General features: G+C 63.2%; 17 protein-coding genes. All 17 read right to left on the reverse strand.

What is annotated here, in order from left to right; genetic code table 11:
- Positions 1-4: 4 nt before the first annotated feature.
- On the reverse strand, positions 5-5,173 hold the full coding sequence (locus ARCT_RS27125) for a phage tail tape measure protein (RefSeq protein ID WP_027240683.1): 5,169 nt from the start codon (positions 5,171-5,173) through the stop codon (positions 5-7).
- Positions 5,174-5,479, reverse strand: a complete 306-nt coding sequence (locus tag ARCT_RS26125) for a hypothetical protein (RefSeq protein ID WP_036784917.1) — start codon at positions 5,477-5,479, stop codon at positions 5,174-5,176. It abuts the gene before it with no gap.
- Between the two features lie 11 nt (positions 5,480-5,490).
- Positions 5,491-5,886 (reverse strand): hypothetical protein, encoded by a 396-nt coding sequence (locus ARCT_RS0114265; RefSeq protein WP_027240684.1) that lies wholly within the window; start codon positions 5,884-5,886, stop codon positions 5,491-5,493.
- Positions 5,883-6,323 (reverse strand): phage tail protein, encoded by a 441-nt coding sequence (locus tag ARCT_RS0114270; protein WP_027240685.1) that lies wholly within the window; start codon positions 6,321-6,323, stop codon positions 5,883-5,885. Before ARCT_RS0114270 ends, ARCT_RS0114265 begins: the two co-directional genes overlap by 4 nt.
- 85 nt (positions 6,324-6,408) lie before the next feature.
- Positions 6,409-6,771 carry a hypothetical protein gene (locus ARCT_RS26130; protein WP_036784920.1) on the reverse strand — a complete coding sequence of 121 codons (363 nt, stop codon included), beginning with the start codon at positions 6,769-6,771 and terminating at the stop codon, positions 6,409-6,411.
- Positions 6,768-7,253 (reverse strand): hypothetical protein, encoded by a 486-nt coding sequence (locus tag ARCT_RS27130; RefSeq protein WP_051360762.1) that lies wholly within the window; start codon positions 7,251-7,253, stop codon positions 6,768-6,770. Before ARCT_RS27130 ends, ARCT_RS26130 begins: the two co-directional genes overlap by 4 nt.
- Position 7,254: 1 nt before the next feature.
- Positions 7,255-7,593, reverse strand: a complete 339-nt coding sequence (locus tag ARCT_RS0114285) for a head-tail adaptor protein (RefSeq protein ID WP_027240686.1) — start codon at positions 7,591-7,593, stop codon at positions 7,255-7,257.
- On the reverse strand, positions 7,593-8,171 hold the full coding sequence (locus tag ARCT_RS0114290; RefSeq protein WP_027240687.1) for a head-tail connector protein: 579 nt from the start codon (positions 8,169-8,171) through the stop codon (positions 7,593-7,595). The genes ARCT_RS0114285 and ARCT_RS0114290 overlap by 1 nt, the downstream gene beginning before the upstream one ends.
- 4 nt (positions 8,172-8,175) lie before the next feature.
- The gene (locus tag ARCT_RS28405) at positions 8,176-8,430 is read right to left on the reverse strand and encodes a hypothetical protein (RefSeq protein ID WP_027240688.1); all 255 of its coding nucleotides are present in this window, start codon (positions 8,428-8,430) and stop codon (positions 8,176-8,178) included.
- A gap of 78 nt (positions 8,431-8,508) precedes the next feature.
- Positions 8,509-9,789 carry a phage major capsid protein gene (locus tag ARCT_RS0114300; protein ID WP_027240689.1) on the reverse strand — a complete coding sequence of 427 codons (1,281 nt, stop codon included), beginning with the start codon at positions 9,787-9,789 and terminating at the stop codon, positions 8,509-8,511.
- Between the two features lie 98 nt (positions 9,790-9,887).
- Positions 9,888-10,481, reverse strand: coding sequence for an HK97 family phage prohead protease (locus tag ARCT_RS26140; RefSeq protein ID WP_051360764.1), 594 nt, complete (start codon positions 10,479-10,481; stop codon positions 9,888-9,890).
- A gap of 12 nt (positions 10,482-10,493) precedes the next feature.
- Positions 10,494-11,792, reverse strand: a complete 1,299-nt coding sequence (locus tag ARCT_RS26145; protein ID WP_051360766.1) for a phage portal protein — start codon at positions 11,790-11,792, stop codon at positions 10,494-10,496.
- Positions 11,792-13,627 (reverse strand): terminase large subunit, encoded by a 1,836-nt coding sequence (locus ARCT_RS0114315; RefSeq protein ID WP_027240690.1) that lies wholly within the window; start codon positions 13,625-13,627, stop codon positions 11,792-11,794. Before ARCT_RS0114315 ends, ARCT_RS26145 begins: the two co-directional genes overlap by 1 nt.
- The gene (locus ARCT_RS0114320) at positions 13,624-14,124 is read right to left on the reverse strand and encodes a P27 family phage terminase small subunit (RefSeq protein ID WP_456153986.1); all 501 of its coding nucleotides are present in this window, start codon (positions 14,122-14,124) and stop codon (positions 13,624-13,626) included. The genes ARCT_RS0114315 and ARCT_RS0114320 overlap by 4 nt, the downstream gene beginning before the upstream one ends.
- Before the next feature lie 121 nt (positions 14,125-14,245).
- Complete coding sequence (locus ARCT_RS26150; RefSeq protein ID WP_051360767.1) at positions 14,246-14,608, reverse strand: HNH endonuclease signature motif containing protein; 363 nt, start codon at positions 14,606-14,608, stop codon at positions 14,246-14,248.
- A 97-nt stretch (positions 14,609-14,705) separates the two neighbouring features.
- Positions 14,706-15,395 (reverse strand): hypothetical protein, encoded by a 690-nt coding sequence (locus ARCT_RS0114330; RefSeq protein WP_051361076.1) that lies wholly within the window; start codon positions 15,393-15,395, stop codon positions 14,706-14,708.
- A gap of 2 nt (positions 15,396-15,397) precedes the next feature.
- Positions 15,398-15,988, reverse strand: coding sequence for a hypothetical protein (locus tag ARCT_RS0114335; RefSeq protein WP_027240693.1), 591 nt, complete (start codon positions 15,986-15,988; stop codon positions 15,398-15,400).
- Between the last annotated feature and the right edge of the window lie 11 nt (positions 15,989-15,999).

A 15,999-nucleotide genomic window follows, 5' to 3' on the forward strand; every position in this document is an offset into this window, starting at 1 on the left:
TCCCTCAAACCATTTCCGGCGGCAGGCCCGCATCGTTCCAGTTTTCCACCACACGCGCGATTGTCTTGATCAGCAGCTCCACCTTCTGGCCCTGCACCCCGGCCTGGCGCGCCAGGTTATCAACGCTCTCCACCACCCGGCGGTTGTCCAGCATCGCCCTGGAATCAGAATGGCTGATCACCCGGCTGGATCCGGTATTCTCCAGCTCCCAGCCGCGCTCCCCAACCACACGCCAGCCACCGGCATGCACACCGCCAGCGGCAAACTGCGGCACCCCGCCCAGATCGCGGATCTGTTCGCGCAAACGCGCCAGTCTGGATTTCTTCTCGGTTGTTGAGCGGTTCACCCGCCGCATCACCTCGCCATAAGAGGCCGATCCCAACTGTTCCTGCAGCGCCGCCTTGAAGGCCGCGAGATTGGCTGCGGTGCCGCCGTAATAATCAAAGGAGGAGGTCAGATAGCCGTTTGGCCCCAGGCCAACGCTTTGGTCCTGCCCCACCAGGGAGATACCGTATTGCCGCCGAAGCGCCTCGAATGTGGCCAGGGTGCCCTCTGACTGGCTCTTCTGTTGCCCGGCGATCTCAACCCCTTCGGTTTGCAACCCCACAAGTTTGAGCTGGCCTTTGCGATGATCCACATCTTCCTGCACCGCATCCCGCAGCGCGCTCAACATGGCTTGCAACGCGCTCAGAGGGGCTGTCAGCCCGCTGGTCGAGGCCACCAGATCGCTGAACACGCTGTCAGCGGTCAGGGTGACGCCACCATCAAAGGTGAGATTGCCGCCATTGCTGCCGATCAGATCATGCAGCTCGGTCAGCCGGCCAATGGCGGCATTGCCCTCCTCGGTCAGGGCAACATTCACCTGGCGCGACAGCGTTGCGGCCTGTGTCAGCAACAAAGCACGCGTCTCCCCATCCAGATCCTGCACCAGCTTCAGCCGCATATCGCGCCGGATCTCTGCATCGGTGCTCAGCGCCAGCCGCCGGGTCTCGACATCAAGATCCTGCCCCAACATCAGATCCAGCGTTGCCACATGTTCCGACAGGGCATTGGTGGCGATCCAGCGATCCGCCGCTGTCAGATCATCGCGGCGAATGACAAAATCCAGCGTTGTCTGGATCCCCGTCCCGGCGTTCTCCACCAGGTGGCGCAGCCAGAACGGCGCGGTGTCATCCAGCGCCACCGCCACATCAAGACGCCCCACCAGATCATCATAGGAGAAGGCCTCCGCATCCTTGATCGCATCCTCCAGCGCCCCCAATGACGACTGGAACGCCTCCACCGTGCCATCCCAATCCGCATGCAGCGCCTGCACCCCGTCGCTCAGCTCGCCAACCTGAACACTGGTCAGGCCTTTCAGTTGCAGGAAGGTGCCAAGGTCGGTCAGCACCTCGATCTGCTGTTTATACAGCGCTTCCAGCACCTCCTCATTGCCGCTTTCCAGCTCAGAGACCCCGGCGACAAAGTTCAGCTTGCCCTGCACCAGGGCGGCAAGACGGCGATACTCCAATGAGGATCTGGCCGTCCCCAGGGCCGATTGCAGATAGTCCCGCGCCAGACCAGACAGGCCCGCCGCCGCCTCCTGATCACCACCGCGCGCCGCCTCATAGGCCTCCTCAAACCGGCGCCGCTGGGCTGCCGCCGCCTGCTCGCGGCTGGCACCGCCCAGCTCGGAGGTGCCCAGACCCGACAGATAGTCCCGCAGGCTCTCCGCCGTGCGCGCCCAGAGCGTCGCCGCAGCCCGTGCATCCGCCGCCATATCGCGCGCGGTTTCGATCTGCAGGCCAATCTCGCCGCCAATCTCATCCAGCATGCCCGCCATCGACAGGGTGAAGCTGTCCACCTGCGGCAGCACCTGATCCATTGCCCCCGACATCTGCAGCAGGCTGGCGTAAAGTTTCCGCCCGTGTTCAGTGGTGAGATCCAGGCTCTCAACCAGCTCCCGGAACCCGGCCCGGCTTTCTGGCATCGCCACGCCAATATCGTCAAAGCGCTCCCGCAGGCGGCGCAGGATGGTTTCGGTCTGCTCGCCTTCAGAATAGAACCCGGCAAAATAGCTGTTGGCCGCCGCACTCAACCCCTCGGCACCGCCAAAGAGATCCACCAGCGCCGAGGCATTGTCACCACCTGTCAGGGACATATCAAAGCTCTGGTGTCCCAGCAGATCCGCCACATCATTGAAGGCCAGCAGACTGCCCGACAGCCGCGCCATCGTCTCCAGGGCGGTTTCTCCGGCGCGGCTGAAGTCCTCTGTGCCCAGGATCAGCTCGGCCATGGCATTGCCGGTGGCCTCGATCTGCTCCTGCAGCGCTTGCTGGATCTCTTCCTGGGTTTTGCCATTGATCCAGATGGTGAAGCCCTCGCCGGTGAAGCCTTCCAGCGCATCCGTGCTCAGCCCCAGGGTTTCCGCCATATCCGTCAGGCCCGTGGTCAGCCCCGCCATGCTGTCATCCAGCATCTCTTCGAACTCAGCCTCCAGCGGTTTGTAATAGGTCCGGTTGGAGCGCAGAAAGCCGCCTTTGTAAAAATCAAACTGGCCGCCATTGAAGCCCTCGGCATCAAAGCTGCCGCGAATGCCGGTGCCGACGTATTTGCGGCTCAGCCCCTTGGCCAGCAGCGCAATCACGCCCACAATAATCCCGAGTGCCGGCAGGGCCGCGCCAATTGCGCCCCAGCCGCCCGTGGCCCCCGAGAGCAACCCGCCGATATTGGCAAAGCTGGAGCCAAGGCCACCCCCAGACAAGACCCCCAAGAAGCCCGATCCAACCCCCGACAGGGCACTGCCTGCGCCGGTCAGTTTCAGCAAGCCACCGGCCCCATTCAGCAAGCCCCCCAGGCCGCCCCCCAGGCCGCCACCGCCACCGCCGCCACCAAGGGCCGCGCCAACACCACCACCGCCACCAAGGTTCAGACCGCCAAGCCCCAGAATGCCCGAGATCGAGGCCACCACCGGCAGCACAATCCTGGTATTGGCAAACTGATAGGCAATATCCTTGAGCATGCCCTTGATGGTGTCGCCCAGGTTGCCGCCCTCAAAGGCGGTGCGGGTGATGTTTTCGGCCCAACGCTCCTGCTGATCCCGCACCCGGTCCAGCGCTGCATCGACCCGGTCCAGTTCAATCACCTGATCCGCCAGCGCCTCGATCTGCGCCTTGCCAAGGCCGACACCTTCGCGACCAAGTTTCTGCTGAACCGCGCGCACCGCCTCCAGTTTCCGACGCTGCTCATCGGTCAGCCCCACCAGGGCGCGCCGCTCGCGGATCTCTTTTTGCAGCGCCGCCAGCGCGCTCTTGCTGGCCGCCCCCCCGGCAGAACTCACCTTGTTCAGGGCAGTGATCTGCGCGCGGTATTCGCCGCTCAGGCGCTGGTTTTCCTCAAACAGGCGCACCTGCTGAGTGATCCCCTCTTCCACGTTGCGGCGCTGGCCGTCGTGCATCTCTTCCAACGGCGGCAGGGCCGCGACCAGCTCGGCGCGGTATTTGGCAACATTCGCCGCCGCCTCGCCGCCACCGCTTGCCAATACGGCCATGCCAGCCTTCAGCCCGGCAATATTGGCCTGCGCGCCTGCCAGTGCCCCAGGCAGGCCAGAGAGATAGCCGCGCAGAGCCGCCGCCTGCCCCGCCGCGCCGCCAAGCCCCTGGATCAGCGGATCCGTGGCCCGCGCTGCCGCATCGATGTTATCCGCCGCATCGCCCGCATGTTTTGCGGTCTGTTCTGCCGCCACAGCCGCCGCGTCCAGCCGCGCCTCGGCCTCAGCCAAGGCACCAGACAGGGCCTCGATATCCGCGCGGGCCTTGGCCATGCGATCCGTCTCATAGAGACTGGCACCAAAGAAATTGGTGGTAAAAGACGCGGCCTCAAGTTCTGCCTTCGCCGCCTCCAGCGCTTGGCGGGTGGCATCGCGCGCCGCCTCTGCCGCCCGGCGCATCGCCTCGGCATTCTTGGCCGTCATATTGCGATAAAACTGGTCGGTGGCGCGCTCCAGCAGGTCATGCGCCGCCGCCGCGTCTTTGATCGCAATGGCGTAATCTTCAGCAGCCTGTGCCGATTGGGTGAAGCCCTGATAGATCCCGGCAGCCACACCAATCAGCGCGCCAATGCCGGTCGCCAGTGCCGCCACCCGCAACAGGCCAAGCCCCCGCGTCAGCCCCTTGATGGCAAGGCTGGACAGCGCCGCCCTGGTGCTGGTGGCCCCAAGTGCCAGTTCCAGCGCAACAGAGGCCTTGGCAGCGGCCAAAAACTGCACCGGGGCCAGCGCCAGGCTGGTCACCAGCCCCGCAACCGCCACCCCCATCGGGATCGCCAGTCTCAGCACCAGGCCAAACCCCAGCGCCAAGGGCCCAAGGGTGGCCGTCAGGGCAGCGCCCTTGGCAATCAGTGTCTTGGTGCCATCAGACAGATTGGTAAACCACTCCGCTGCGCTGGCCGCCTTGTCGCTCAGCTCTTCCAGAATGGGCGCAAGCGCCACCGTCAGCTGGTTGGCCATGCCACGACCAACAACCCCCATGCGCGACAGCGCGTCATTGGTGCGCTCGATCTGGTCTGCATCCACCTCGGAGACCGCAACGCCAAAGCGCATCACGTCCTCAGTCGCCAGACGCAGGGCGCTGCTATCGATGCGGGTAAAGATCAGCCCGGCCCGGCTGCCAAACAGCTCCGAGGCCACCGCGCCCCGCTCTGCCTCTGGCACAAATTGCGCCATGGCGCCCTGGATCCTGGCCAGACGCTCATCCAGCGGCAGGCGCTGCAGGGCCTCGGCGCTCAGATGCAGCCGGTCCAGCGCCTTTACCGCAGGGCCACTGCCCGCCGCCGCCTGGCTGAGCCGCTTGGTCAGCTGGATGGTGGCCTGCTCAACCTCCCCAATTGACACCCCCGACAGATCCGCCGCCCGCTCCAGCACCTGCATCGAGGCCACCGTGGTCCCCAGCGACTGCGCCATCTTGGCCTGGGCATCGACAATTTTGAGGCTGGATTTCACCGCAAGTGCCGCAGCACCCACCATCGGCACAGTCAGACCAAGCGCCAGGCGGCGCCCCTGGCGCTCAACCGTATTGCCTAAGCGCACCATGCGCCGCTCGACGTTGCCCATGGCCGCAATGCCACGCTTGGCACCGCTTTCAAAGGCTGTGGATTCCAGCGACAACAGCCCCCGGAGCGAACCAATAATGGCCATCTATGTTCCCTTTTTGCTTTGAAAGTGCAGCGCCATCAGACCCGCGCGCAGCTTGTCCAGATCCTGCGCTCTATCCCGGCTTGCCGGTTTTGCAGGCTCCGCCGCCTTGGTGAAGTCCGGCATTTTCTTGGGATCATGGAAGGCAAACTGCACCAGAATGCCCAGTTCCTGATTAAGCACCCGCCAGGCTTTGAACTCCTGATCCTTGGCCTTGATCTTGCCGGTTGTGATCAGATCGTATTCCCGCAGGGTGACATCCCAAAAATCGCCGTGGTGCAGGTCCAGCCCGCACCACGTCGAGAACATCGCCTCCCAGTCTACGCCTCTGCGGCGGCACTGCCCTTTCCCGGCCCAGCCTCACCGACCTCGCCTGCCTCGCTGGCCTCATCAACCTGGCCGTCCTCATCAGCCGCGGATTTGACGTCAAAGGCGGCGCCAATGGCCTGGGCAACCAGCGGGACCAACTTGCGAACCCCGCCCGCCTGGTCGATCAGGTCCAGGGCCTGGTCGGAATCAATGCCCTTGCCATCATTGAGCCCCGCCCCCAAAGCCGAGGCCATAAGGGTCACGCCCCCGGCGCCGGTGATCAGCTGATCCAGCAGGGTGTCAAAAGACTGACCGCCGTTTTCCGCTTCAATGCGGATCAGGGCACGGGTGGAGAACTTCAGCTTGAGGGTCTTTTTCCCCAGCTTCATGCTTGCGCTGCGGATCATACGACTGGGTTCCCTTTGGTCCACCCAACCACACCCGTCGGGCGCAGTTTGAGATCGGTCATCAAATCGCCATCCACGTCCACAGACGGAATAGAGGGGTTCACAAAGGCCTTGTAATCAAAGGCATCCCCGGTGAGCTGCGCGCCTGCAACAGCGGGCAGATCCACCTTGAAGAAGATCACCTTGCCTTTGCGCGCCAGCGCCTTCTCATAGAGATCTGCCGAGTAGAAACAGCTCAGCGTCAGCTCGCCCGTGTCGGTCAGGCCGACGCCGTATTCCTTGTTGCGGCCAGGGCTGTCCAGCGAGGTCCGGTCCCGGTATTCCGGGCTTTCCTCGGGGATGCCAACTGTTTTGCACCCCTTGATTACCTCCCAGGCAACCCCGTCTTCAGACCACTGCACATCGCACAGATCGCCCGGAATGACATTTTCTGCCATTGGCTTATTCCTTTCAGATTGTCAGAGTATTCAGCCGGTTACCCGGCCATGCGTAATAGGCCAGGCGCAGTCACGCCTGGGGTATTCAGGCGCGGTAGCGCACCTGGAGATCCAGCATTTGACGCCGGACCACTTCGCCGCCGGTCTCGGAGGACCCGTCCCGGCGCGAGAGTTCTTTGCAGCGGATCACCGACCCGCTGCGATAACCTGTCAAAAGGTGGGACACTGCAGGCCCCAGCGAGATCAGCTCACCATATGAGAGCGCATCGATATTCACCTGCACCCGCGCGGTTTCCACATCCGCCCGGCCCTGCAGCGCGTAGCCCGTCACCGTGCCAACCCGGTGCAGGCTGATCCGGGGAAAGCCCACGTCGCTGTCAAACAGGCCCCAGACAACGGGGTGCCCAAGGGTTTCAAGCAAGACCCCCAGTTCAAACTCCAGGCTCATTTGCCAGCCCTCAAAGCCTTGCGCCGCGCCCGCTCCAGCGTTTTGTCGATATCCTTGCGGATCTCCAGCCCCAGAGCCTGCAGCATCCCCGGCGCATAGAGATCCCAGGCAGGCCGCAGGAAGGGATTGGCTGGCATCTCGCCGGTAAATTTGCCGGTCTCTTTGTGGTAGCGCGGCGCGGTGCCATCCTCATAAAGATGCGCATGCGGGGAATGACTGCCATCCGCCTGCACCGGCCCCACATACATGGCCACCCGATTGCGGCCCTGATCGCCGCGCGCGCGCCGCCTCTGGCTCTTGTCCAGCTTGCTGGTCACCGCGACTTTGAACTTGCCGCCCGCCATGCCTTCTGCCGCCTGCGCCACCGGCTTCAGAACCGTCTTCAGCGCCCGCCGCCCCGAGGCTTTCGACTGACCCCGCGTGAGCTGCACCAGGGCGCGCTCAATATCGCCAGAGCCTTCAATCCGCAGTTTTGCACCCATATCAGCCTCCTGCCGTCTTCAACCGCCAGGCAGAGATCTCCAGCCCGCTGCGGAAGCCCAATTCCTTGATGCCGGTGATCCGCCAATCATCCCCGTCAAAGCGCAAACGAAAGGCGCTGGTGATGGCGGCAAGCCGCACCGACCAGGACACAACAAACCGGGCATCCGATTTCTGCTCCACCGCCGCCGCCCGCAGCCGCTCGCCATCGGACACAGGCGCAAACGAGGCCCAGGGGCGCGCGTATTCAGCCCACCCCGTTGCCACCATTTCCCTGGCGTCGTTTTTCTCAAAGGAAGCCTGCAGGATGATGATCCGGCGATCCCGCTCAGCAATCCGCATCACATCCACCAGCTTTTGAACGGCGCCACCAGCCGCGCGATAGACAGCGGCACCTCAACCGGTGTGCCCTCAAAGGTTACCGGCTCACGCGCCTTATAAAGATGCGCCGCAAACAGCAGGATGGCATGGCAGATCGGCAAGGGCACCGCGCCCGGCTCCGCACCAAAGCCCGCCACATAGTCAATCCGCAAGGGCCAGCGGTGGTGCCCCGGCGCGCCCCAGGACGGCGCAAAGGCCGCGCTGCGATCCCCCTCCAGATCCTCTAACGTCACGCCCTCAACCGCAATCCAGTCGCCATTGGCATCGCGGATCTCGGCCTGGACGATCTCGCGCACCGGCAACAGCGTGAGCGCAACGCCCCGGCCATCCCCCGGCACTGCCGCGAAGGTCTCCCGCCAGGTCTGGTCCATCAGTGCCCGGCCCAGTTCGCCTTCAGCGCCATCAAACTGCGCAATCGCCACATCCAGGCAGTGCTGCAGGTGGTCATCATCTTCCCCCGCTTCCAGCCGCATATGCGCCTGCAGCCGGGCCAGATCCACCGGCGGCTGCCCCGGTGCAACACTCCGCGTCAAAGCCATCGGATCACTCCCCGGTTGGCTCGGTTGGCTCGGTTGGCTCAGTTGGCTCAGTTGGCTCGGTTGGCTCGGTTGGCTCGGTTGGCTCGGTTGGCTCGGTTGGCTCGGAAACCGCCACAACGGGCTGGGCATCGGCGTCAAGCAATTCAGCGTAGCCCGCATTGACCAGATCCTGGCCGACATCATCAGCAACGATTGGCTCAGAACCTGCGGTAAAGCTGCGAGCAACACTGCCGCAGCTGGTAAGGATTTTGATTTTCATGGGGGTCACCCTCGGGAATAAGAAACAGGAAAGCGGCCCCCAAAGGGACCGCCTCAACACAGCCAGAAAGACGCCAGATCAGGCCGCCATCTGCAGCGTCTTGATGGCCTTGGTCTGACCCGGTGCGCCGTCAATGCGATGCACCCCCATGATCGCAAGGTTCGGAAAGAACTTCTCGCGCGCCACACCAATCAGCGGATTGCCCACCTTGCGCACATAATATTGCGAGAAGTCGCCAAAGGAGATCGGCTTGGCCGAGGCGCCAATCACCGCCATCGCCTGGTTGAACGACACCGGCTTGCCATTCAGCGAGGGCGTCACCCCCTTGGTCACGTCCCCGTCCGACCAGAGATAGCGGCCATTGGCATCCTTGATCTTGCGCAGCGCCTTGACCGTCTGGTCATGCATCTGGAACCGCACCTTGGGACCGGTGCGATAGGCCGGATCCACCGAATGCTCCAGATCGATGATGTCATCAAAGGTCAGCACCGCCGCCGCTGCCGCCGCATGGCCAACCGGAGCGCCCGTCACAAACCCAAGCGGCTCATTGACGCCACTGCCCACCGTCAGCCACTTGTTGCCGGTGCGCCCGATGCGCTCCCCGATCAGCTGCCCCAGCAGCGCCTCAAAGCCAAAACTGGAATCCTGCGCCAGCTCAAAGGACCATTTGATCCAGGGCGTTTTCATCACATGCGCCAGCAGCTGCGTCTTGCCGATGACGATGTCGCCGCTGTCATCATCCACCCCCTCTTCGCCCTCAGCATGGGGATCCATTTCGGCATCGGTATCGTCCACCATCGGCATATCAAAGGGCGCGCCATTGGCCAGATTGATCTCGGTCGCAATCGTCCCATCCATCATCGGGCCATGGGCGGCAGCGGCGATATTGATCGTATTGGCCAGCGTGGTGGGCACCAGAAAGCCGCCCTGCGCCCCGGTGCCGGTGTTCTGCGCCCGGATCTCCTGCGCCCCCGCCCGCAGGGCCTCGCGCGCTTCGCGGTCCAGCTCGGACATATCCGCCCCATTGGCGAGATACTGGCGGAAGGCCTCGCGGTATTCATCGCCAACCGCCTGCGCCGGGTTGTGCTGGCGCTCTTCCTGCCCAGGACGCTGCGCTTCGCGCTCTTCGCGCTCCCGGGTCTCGCGGCGCCGCTCTTCCTGCTGGGCCGCCTTATAGGCCCGCTCTTCGCGATCAGCCTGCGCCACAACGCGGTCGCGCTCGTCCATCATGGTGTCAAACTTCTGATGCGCCGCCTCCGCCTCGGCCTTGGGCGTCTTGTCGGTCACGCTGTCCAAGATAGAGCGCGCTTCGGTTTCGATTGTCTTGGCGCGCTCGCGCAGTTCCTTGATCTTGCTCATAGGATCATCCTTTGATGTTGAGATTGGTTTTGGTGATTGGGTGTGGAAAGAGGCGCCTGCCCAGGGCGCGCGATCTATCTGGGCGGTGGAATGCGGGCTCAGCCGCCGCAGGTCAGTCGCATCCGCATCTGCATCTGGCGGCGGTGCAGATCCCCGCCGCCGCCAAGTGCCAACTGTTTTGAGCGCAGGCCGATTTCGGTGCCCTCATAGGCCGGGTCCGTCACAATCGAGACATCATACAGGCGCACCGACTGGATGCTGCGCACCGCGTGATCGCCGGTTTCGTCCCAGGTCTCTTTCTCGGCCTCAAAGGCAAAGCTCATCTTTGTCAGATCGCCGCGCCGCATCTTGGGCAGGATCCGCATCACATCCGGATCACTGGCGTCCAGCGCCGTATCCACCCGCAAACCCCGCTCATCTTCCGTCAGCGTCAGCGTTCCGGATGTGGTGCGCGCCAGCGGCAGATCCCGGTGATTGATCAGAAAGGTCACATCATCACCGCGCTGCAGCGCCGCGCTGAAGGCACCGCGTTCCACCACCTCCGACCAGCCCCAGCTGTCCAGCGGGCCAATATCCGTCGCCTCGCCAAAGACAGCGGCATAGCCGGTCACATTGATCTGATCACCCGCAGCCTCACGCAGCTCAACGGGCGCGACGGCGCAATAACGCACCTCACGTTTCGGCTCGCTCATCGCGACCTCCTGTTACTCGGTTTCTGTTGTCTCTTCGGACTCTTCGGCAGCCGTGTCGCTGTCTGCCGGGGGCGCATTCTTGTTGAAGGCCGTGCCCGCCATTTCCAGCGGCACCGTGGCGCCCTGGATAAACAGGGTGTTGCCCCCCGCCAGCGGTGGTTTGTTCATCATCTCGCGCCCCTCATTCGGGGTCAAAAGCGCGTTCTGAACCGCCTTCACAATCGCCTCGATCCGGGTCTTGAAGTCGCCCCGCATGATGCCGTCCAGGTCCAGCTTCACATAGCGCCTGGATCCGCGCCCGAAGATCTTCAGCGTCAGCTCCTGCTCAAACTTCTCAACCCAGCGCCGCAGGGTATGTTTGACCAGGTGCAAATCCTGATGCTCGATATTGTTGTAATTGCCCTTGCTCAGCTCCTGCAGAAACACCGGCGGCAGCTGATAGATCCGCGCCACCTGCCCCACCGCAAAGATCTGAACCGGCGTCAGCTGCATTTTTTCCGGGTCATCCCCCAGCCGCACCAGGTCATGCCCCGCAGGCATCGGCAGGATCGGCTTGCCATCCTCTGCCGACCGGCGCGTCACCTTCATCAGATCCGCCGCCGCCCGCATCATTTCCCTGGCCGCCGTAAACGGGCCTTTCAGCACATAGGGCGGCACGCCATTCTTGCCAAAAACCGTCAGCGCATAGCGGTTGGCATTCAGCCCCTGACGGATGGCGCTGGCGCAGGTCATCACCGGATTATGGCAGTTCACATGATCCGGTTTCAGCATATAGGCGATATCAATCACGTCCTTGCCGGCATAGGTTTTCACCCGCCCCGATGGCTCCATATAGTCATAAAACAGACGCCCCTTCACCTTGCGCACCGTGACCCGATCATACTCCATCGCAAAGAGATTGATCACCTCGCCGCGCCGGTCGCGCTCGATGTAGCTATAGGCGCGCCCCGGCCCAAAGACCTGGGCAAAAAACGTCTCGCGCCAACTGAACGAGGTGGTGCTGTCATTGACCGCCGCCCCCAACACATCGGCCACGCCGCCGGTTAGTTTCTTGTCTCCGCCCGTCTCATCGGTCTTTTCAAACACCTCAATCGGCAATCCCGCCATCGCCGCCGACAGAAAGTTGATCGCGTCCCAGACCGCTGGCAGCGACAGCGCCTCTTTCATGGTCACGCCCTCGGAGGTGCCGCCATTCAGAACATCCGCAATGCTGGTCGCATTACCGTCCACCTGCCCACTGTCCACCAGCACTTGGGCGCGATCCTCTGGCGCCGCCTCGGCCACAGCCCGGTCACGGCGCAATCTGCCCATCAATCCCACAGGTCATCCTCCATTGAATAGCCATCATCGGCCCAGGGCGACTGCTCCGGCAGGCCACGGTCCCGGCACAGCGCCATGCCCGCCGACATCGCAAGCGACACCATGCCATCAATCCGGCCATGGGCCTTTTCCTTGTCAAACATCCGGTGCCCGGTGCGGTTCTCGGCGTAGGTCACCGAGGCCGCCATGCTGTCCAGCAGCGGGTTCTTGGCAACCATGAGCCGCCCATCGTAAATTGCGTTTTCCAGCTTGTTGATCGAATCCGGCATCCACAGATAGATCTCGACCTCTTCCCCCGGTTTGGTCGGATCCGGCACCTTGTCCAGGATCCGCTTCTGGAAGCCCTGCGGATGCACCTCGCTTGGCAACAACAGCCCCTTTTCCGTCAGGCTGTCCTTCAGCCGCTCCAGCCCATATTGGTCGCAGGCAATCACCTCTGGCAGATAGCGCGCGTTCAGATCCGCCAGCGCATCCGCCAGCCAGGGGTATTTCAACCGCTCGCCGGGGATCGCCTCGATATGGCCCTGATCGGCCCAGAGATCATAAGGCGCCTGATCGCGGCCCGCGCGCTCCAGCAGCGTATCCTTTGGCGTCCAGAACCAGGTCTTTGACACCAGTTGTTCCGCGTCCTTGGTGGCATCCAGCACCCAGGTCAGGGTGAGCGCAGTGAAGTCCCGCACCTGGCTCAGATCCAGCCCGCCAAAACAGCGGTATCCCTTTTCGGTCAAGGCCTCTGCATCCACATCACCATGGCAGGCCACCCAGGCATCGCGCTTGATCGCCGCCTTTACCGATTGCGTCCACTGGCAAAAATGCAGCCGCGCAATGCCATTGCGCTTGCCCGGCATCATCCGCGCCTGTTTCACAACACCCCGCAGATACTCTTCCTCAATCGTCACCCCCAAAAGCGGGTTCACCTTCACCCAGCAGCTGGGGTCATTCTCCCAATCGTCGCCGTCATCCAGCGCGCAGATGAACGCAAAGGTGCTGTCATCCTCCTGCACCCCGGTCACCACATTGACCCCGTGCTGGTGCTCTTCCCAACAGATCGATTTCTTGTCGGTGCCCGAATTGGTCGCCATGCACAAAAGCGGCTGTTTGCGGAACTTGAAGCCCCGCTCCAGCATATCGATCACATCGCGGTTGGGATGTTCATGCACCTCATCGGTCAGCGCGCAATGGGGGCGCGGCCCCGACTGCGCCTTTTCCGCCGACAGCGGCTTGAACTTGCGCTTGTCGCCCGACTTGCCAACATAGGTCAGCTGCCAGACCGGGTTTTCCCCAAGCTGTTTCACCCGGCGTTTCAGCACCGGCGACTGATCCACCATCGCCACCGCATCCTGGAATAAAATGCCCGCCTGGTCTTTTTTCGCAGCCGCCGCGTAAACTTCGGCGCGCGGCTCACCATCCGCCACCATCATATAGAGACCAATGCCGCCCAGCATGGGCGACTTGCCGTTGCCCTTGCCTTCCTCATCATAGAACCGGGTAAAGCGGCGCAGCCAGGCCCCATGGGTGGCGCTGAACTTCTTCCAGCCAAACAGCGAGCCGATCCGGAACGCCTGGCTGGGGTGCAGATGAAAGGGCCGCCCCTCAAACTGGCCGCCATTGAGCCGCAACACCTGGGGAAAGAAGCTGATCGCCCGCTGCGCCGCCACCAGATCCCATTTGAGGCCGCGCTTTGGCCCCTCGATCAGATCGCGCAGGTGCCGCTCAGCCGCCGCCCGCACATAGGGCCCGGCGGTGATTGCNCCAGCNACAACATCCTGCGCCCAGGCCGTGACCGGATCCTCCTCATAGCTGATCCGCACCGCAGTGTCGCTCACGTCATGAACCCCTCTGGGCTATTGGGATCGGGGAAGTCAAAGCCCATCTGGCCACCGCCTGACAGCCCCCGNTCGGCNGCNGGCGTCATGCCAAAATCATTTGCCAGCCCCCGGATCTGCCGGAAGGTTTCATTCAGCTGCGCCACCTCAGGCCGCGCCTTGATCTGGGTGCCGTTGCGGGTCTGGCTCACATAGGTCTCCCCCAGCTCTTCCAGCTCCAGCTCGATCCGGTCATGGCGCACCACCGCCTTGCACAGCTGCAAAAACGGCTGCAGGTGCTGGGGTTTCAGCCGGTCAACAGTTGGGTGACACAGCGGCAGCGCCAGCCGGTCAAAGGTCCAGCGCAGCTGGCCGGTCAGCCCCTCGGGGCGCAATTCCTCAAGCCGGGCGCGGGCGCGCTCTTGCAGATTATGCGGCTGCACCCCCTCATCGGTGAGCGGAACAACCTTTTCCTCTGTTGGCTTGCGGCCCCGTGCCATGTTGTGACTTCCTCCCATAACCTGTGGTTTTTTCTATTCAATTAGGGCTTTGCGCACAGAAAGGTTCTCCCTCCGGTTTCCACCAAAAGGGATTTTCCTGCCGACCCTCCCCCTCCCCATCACGGGGTGGACCTCTGGTCTACTGATTGGCGGGATGCAGCGGGTCGATGGGCCAGCCATCGCTGCCGCGTTCCTGCGAGAAGCCCCGTGTTTCCAGCCGCTGCTTGTTCTGGTCATGGTCATCCGGGCACAGCGTCTGCAGGTTGCCCGGATCCAGAAACAAGGTCCGGTCGCCGCGATGCGGGATCAGGTGATCCACCACCAGAAACCGCCGCCGTGCATTGGTCTGCTCCGCACCCGCCGAGGTCAGCGAGCCATCATTCAGGATGCCGCGCCGCAGACAGGCCCGGCACAGCGGTTCCCGCTCCAGGTGCTGCGGACGCAACCGACGCCGCCATGCCGACAGATTGTAAAGGTGGTGATATTCGCTTCGGGCTGTCATTCGCTGGCCCCCAGAACGCAAAATGCCCGAGGCGGGGTTTCCGCTTCGGGCATGAATAAGGTGTTGGCATCTTGTCTAGAGATTGAGATCCTGACCGTCAAGCCCCGCGCCAGGGATTGCGCGCAGGCATCGCCTGAGACACCGTGAACGAGGTCAGAGGGCAAGCCACCTGCAACACATAACGCAGATGCAACAAGGCCCCGTACCACGCCAGATAGCGCCGCCGTGCCGCTGCCACATCACGCGCCGACCCGGCATAACTCACCCGACACCAGGACCCGTTTGCCTTGGTGCCCAGCTGGCTGGCCGGCCACCGCGCGCCAAGTTCTGTGCACCGCTCTGTCACCGCAAACCGGCCATGCCGACTTCCCCGCCATGCAACCGGACCGCAGCTTGCCCGCAGACCAATCATGCAGTCAGGCCGCTGGCCGACACGGGCCAGCTCGGCGATCTCAACAGCCATGCGGCGCCCGCCCTGGCTGTCCGGCAGACTGGCAAGGGAGGCCGCAACCATATCCGCATCGTGGTGACGCGGTGAGCAACCGCCGCCCTGCACCCGACAGCCAAGTTTCGCCTGCTGCATCATCAGATATTCCACCCCAATGCCGGGCCGCGCGCCCGTCTCTCTCTCGATCTCGTTAAAGTCGAGGCTGACCTTTTCGCGCTGGAAGGCCCACTCGATCAGGTCCAGCACGCCCACCACAAGCTTGCCGCTGCGCGGGGCGCGCACCGTGGTCAGCCGAGACCCACAGCCCGGTTCAGGCGGGATCGCCAGATCAGCAGCCATATTCATGCCGCCTGCCCCGCCCGCGCCTGATCACCAATGTCCTGACACCTGCGCAAGGCAGCCAGCCGCCGATCCCGAAACGCCATCTCCTCTGGCGGGATCTGCTCACCGCGCGACATCCGCAGCTCGATATCTTCCAGGCGGCGCGCATGCTCGATGCCCTCATTGCGCAGCCTGGAGCAGGTCCAATCACCGGGCCAAACGCCGCGTTCAGCTGTGACCTGCCGCAACAACTCGGGCGCCCACCCTTTGGCCAGCGCCTCTGGCACCAGATGGTGGGTGGCAAACACCTTGAGGATAAAGGGAGACGGGCCAGTCTCTGGTGTTTCGATCTTATGCGCCCGCTGCAGGATCTTCAGCGGAATGGGGAACCGATCTTTATCCTTGCCGCCCGGGTGCGCCTCAACCCATTCCCGCAGCTCAATCAGGCCCCGCTCCGTCATGTAGGCGAGCTTCTGGCGCAGTTCGTTCTTCTGCCCCTCAAACTTGGCAAGGGTCGCCGTCGTTGGTCTGGCAAGCCCCAGGGCCTCCAATGGGGCGATAAGAACCGCTTCAACCCGCTTTTCGCCTTCGCTCTGTTCTTTGGCATCCATATCTCTGCCCT

Origin of the sequence: Pseudophaeobacter arcticus DSM 23566, assembly GCF_000473205.1 — a bacterium.
GTDB lineage: Bacteria > Pseudomonadota > Alphaproteobacteria > Rhodobacterales > Rhodobacteraceae > Pseudophaeobacter > Pseudophaeobacter arcticus.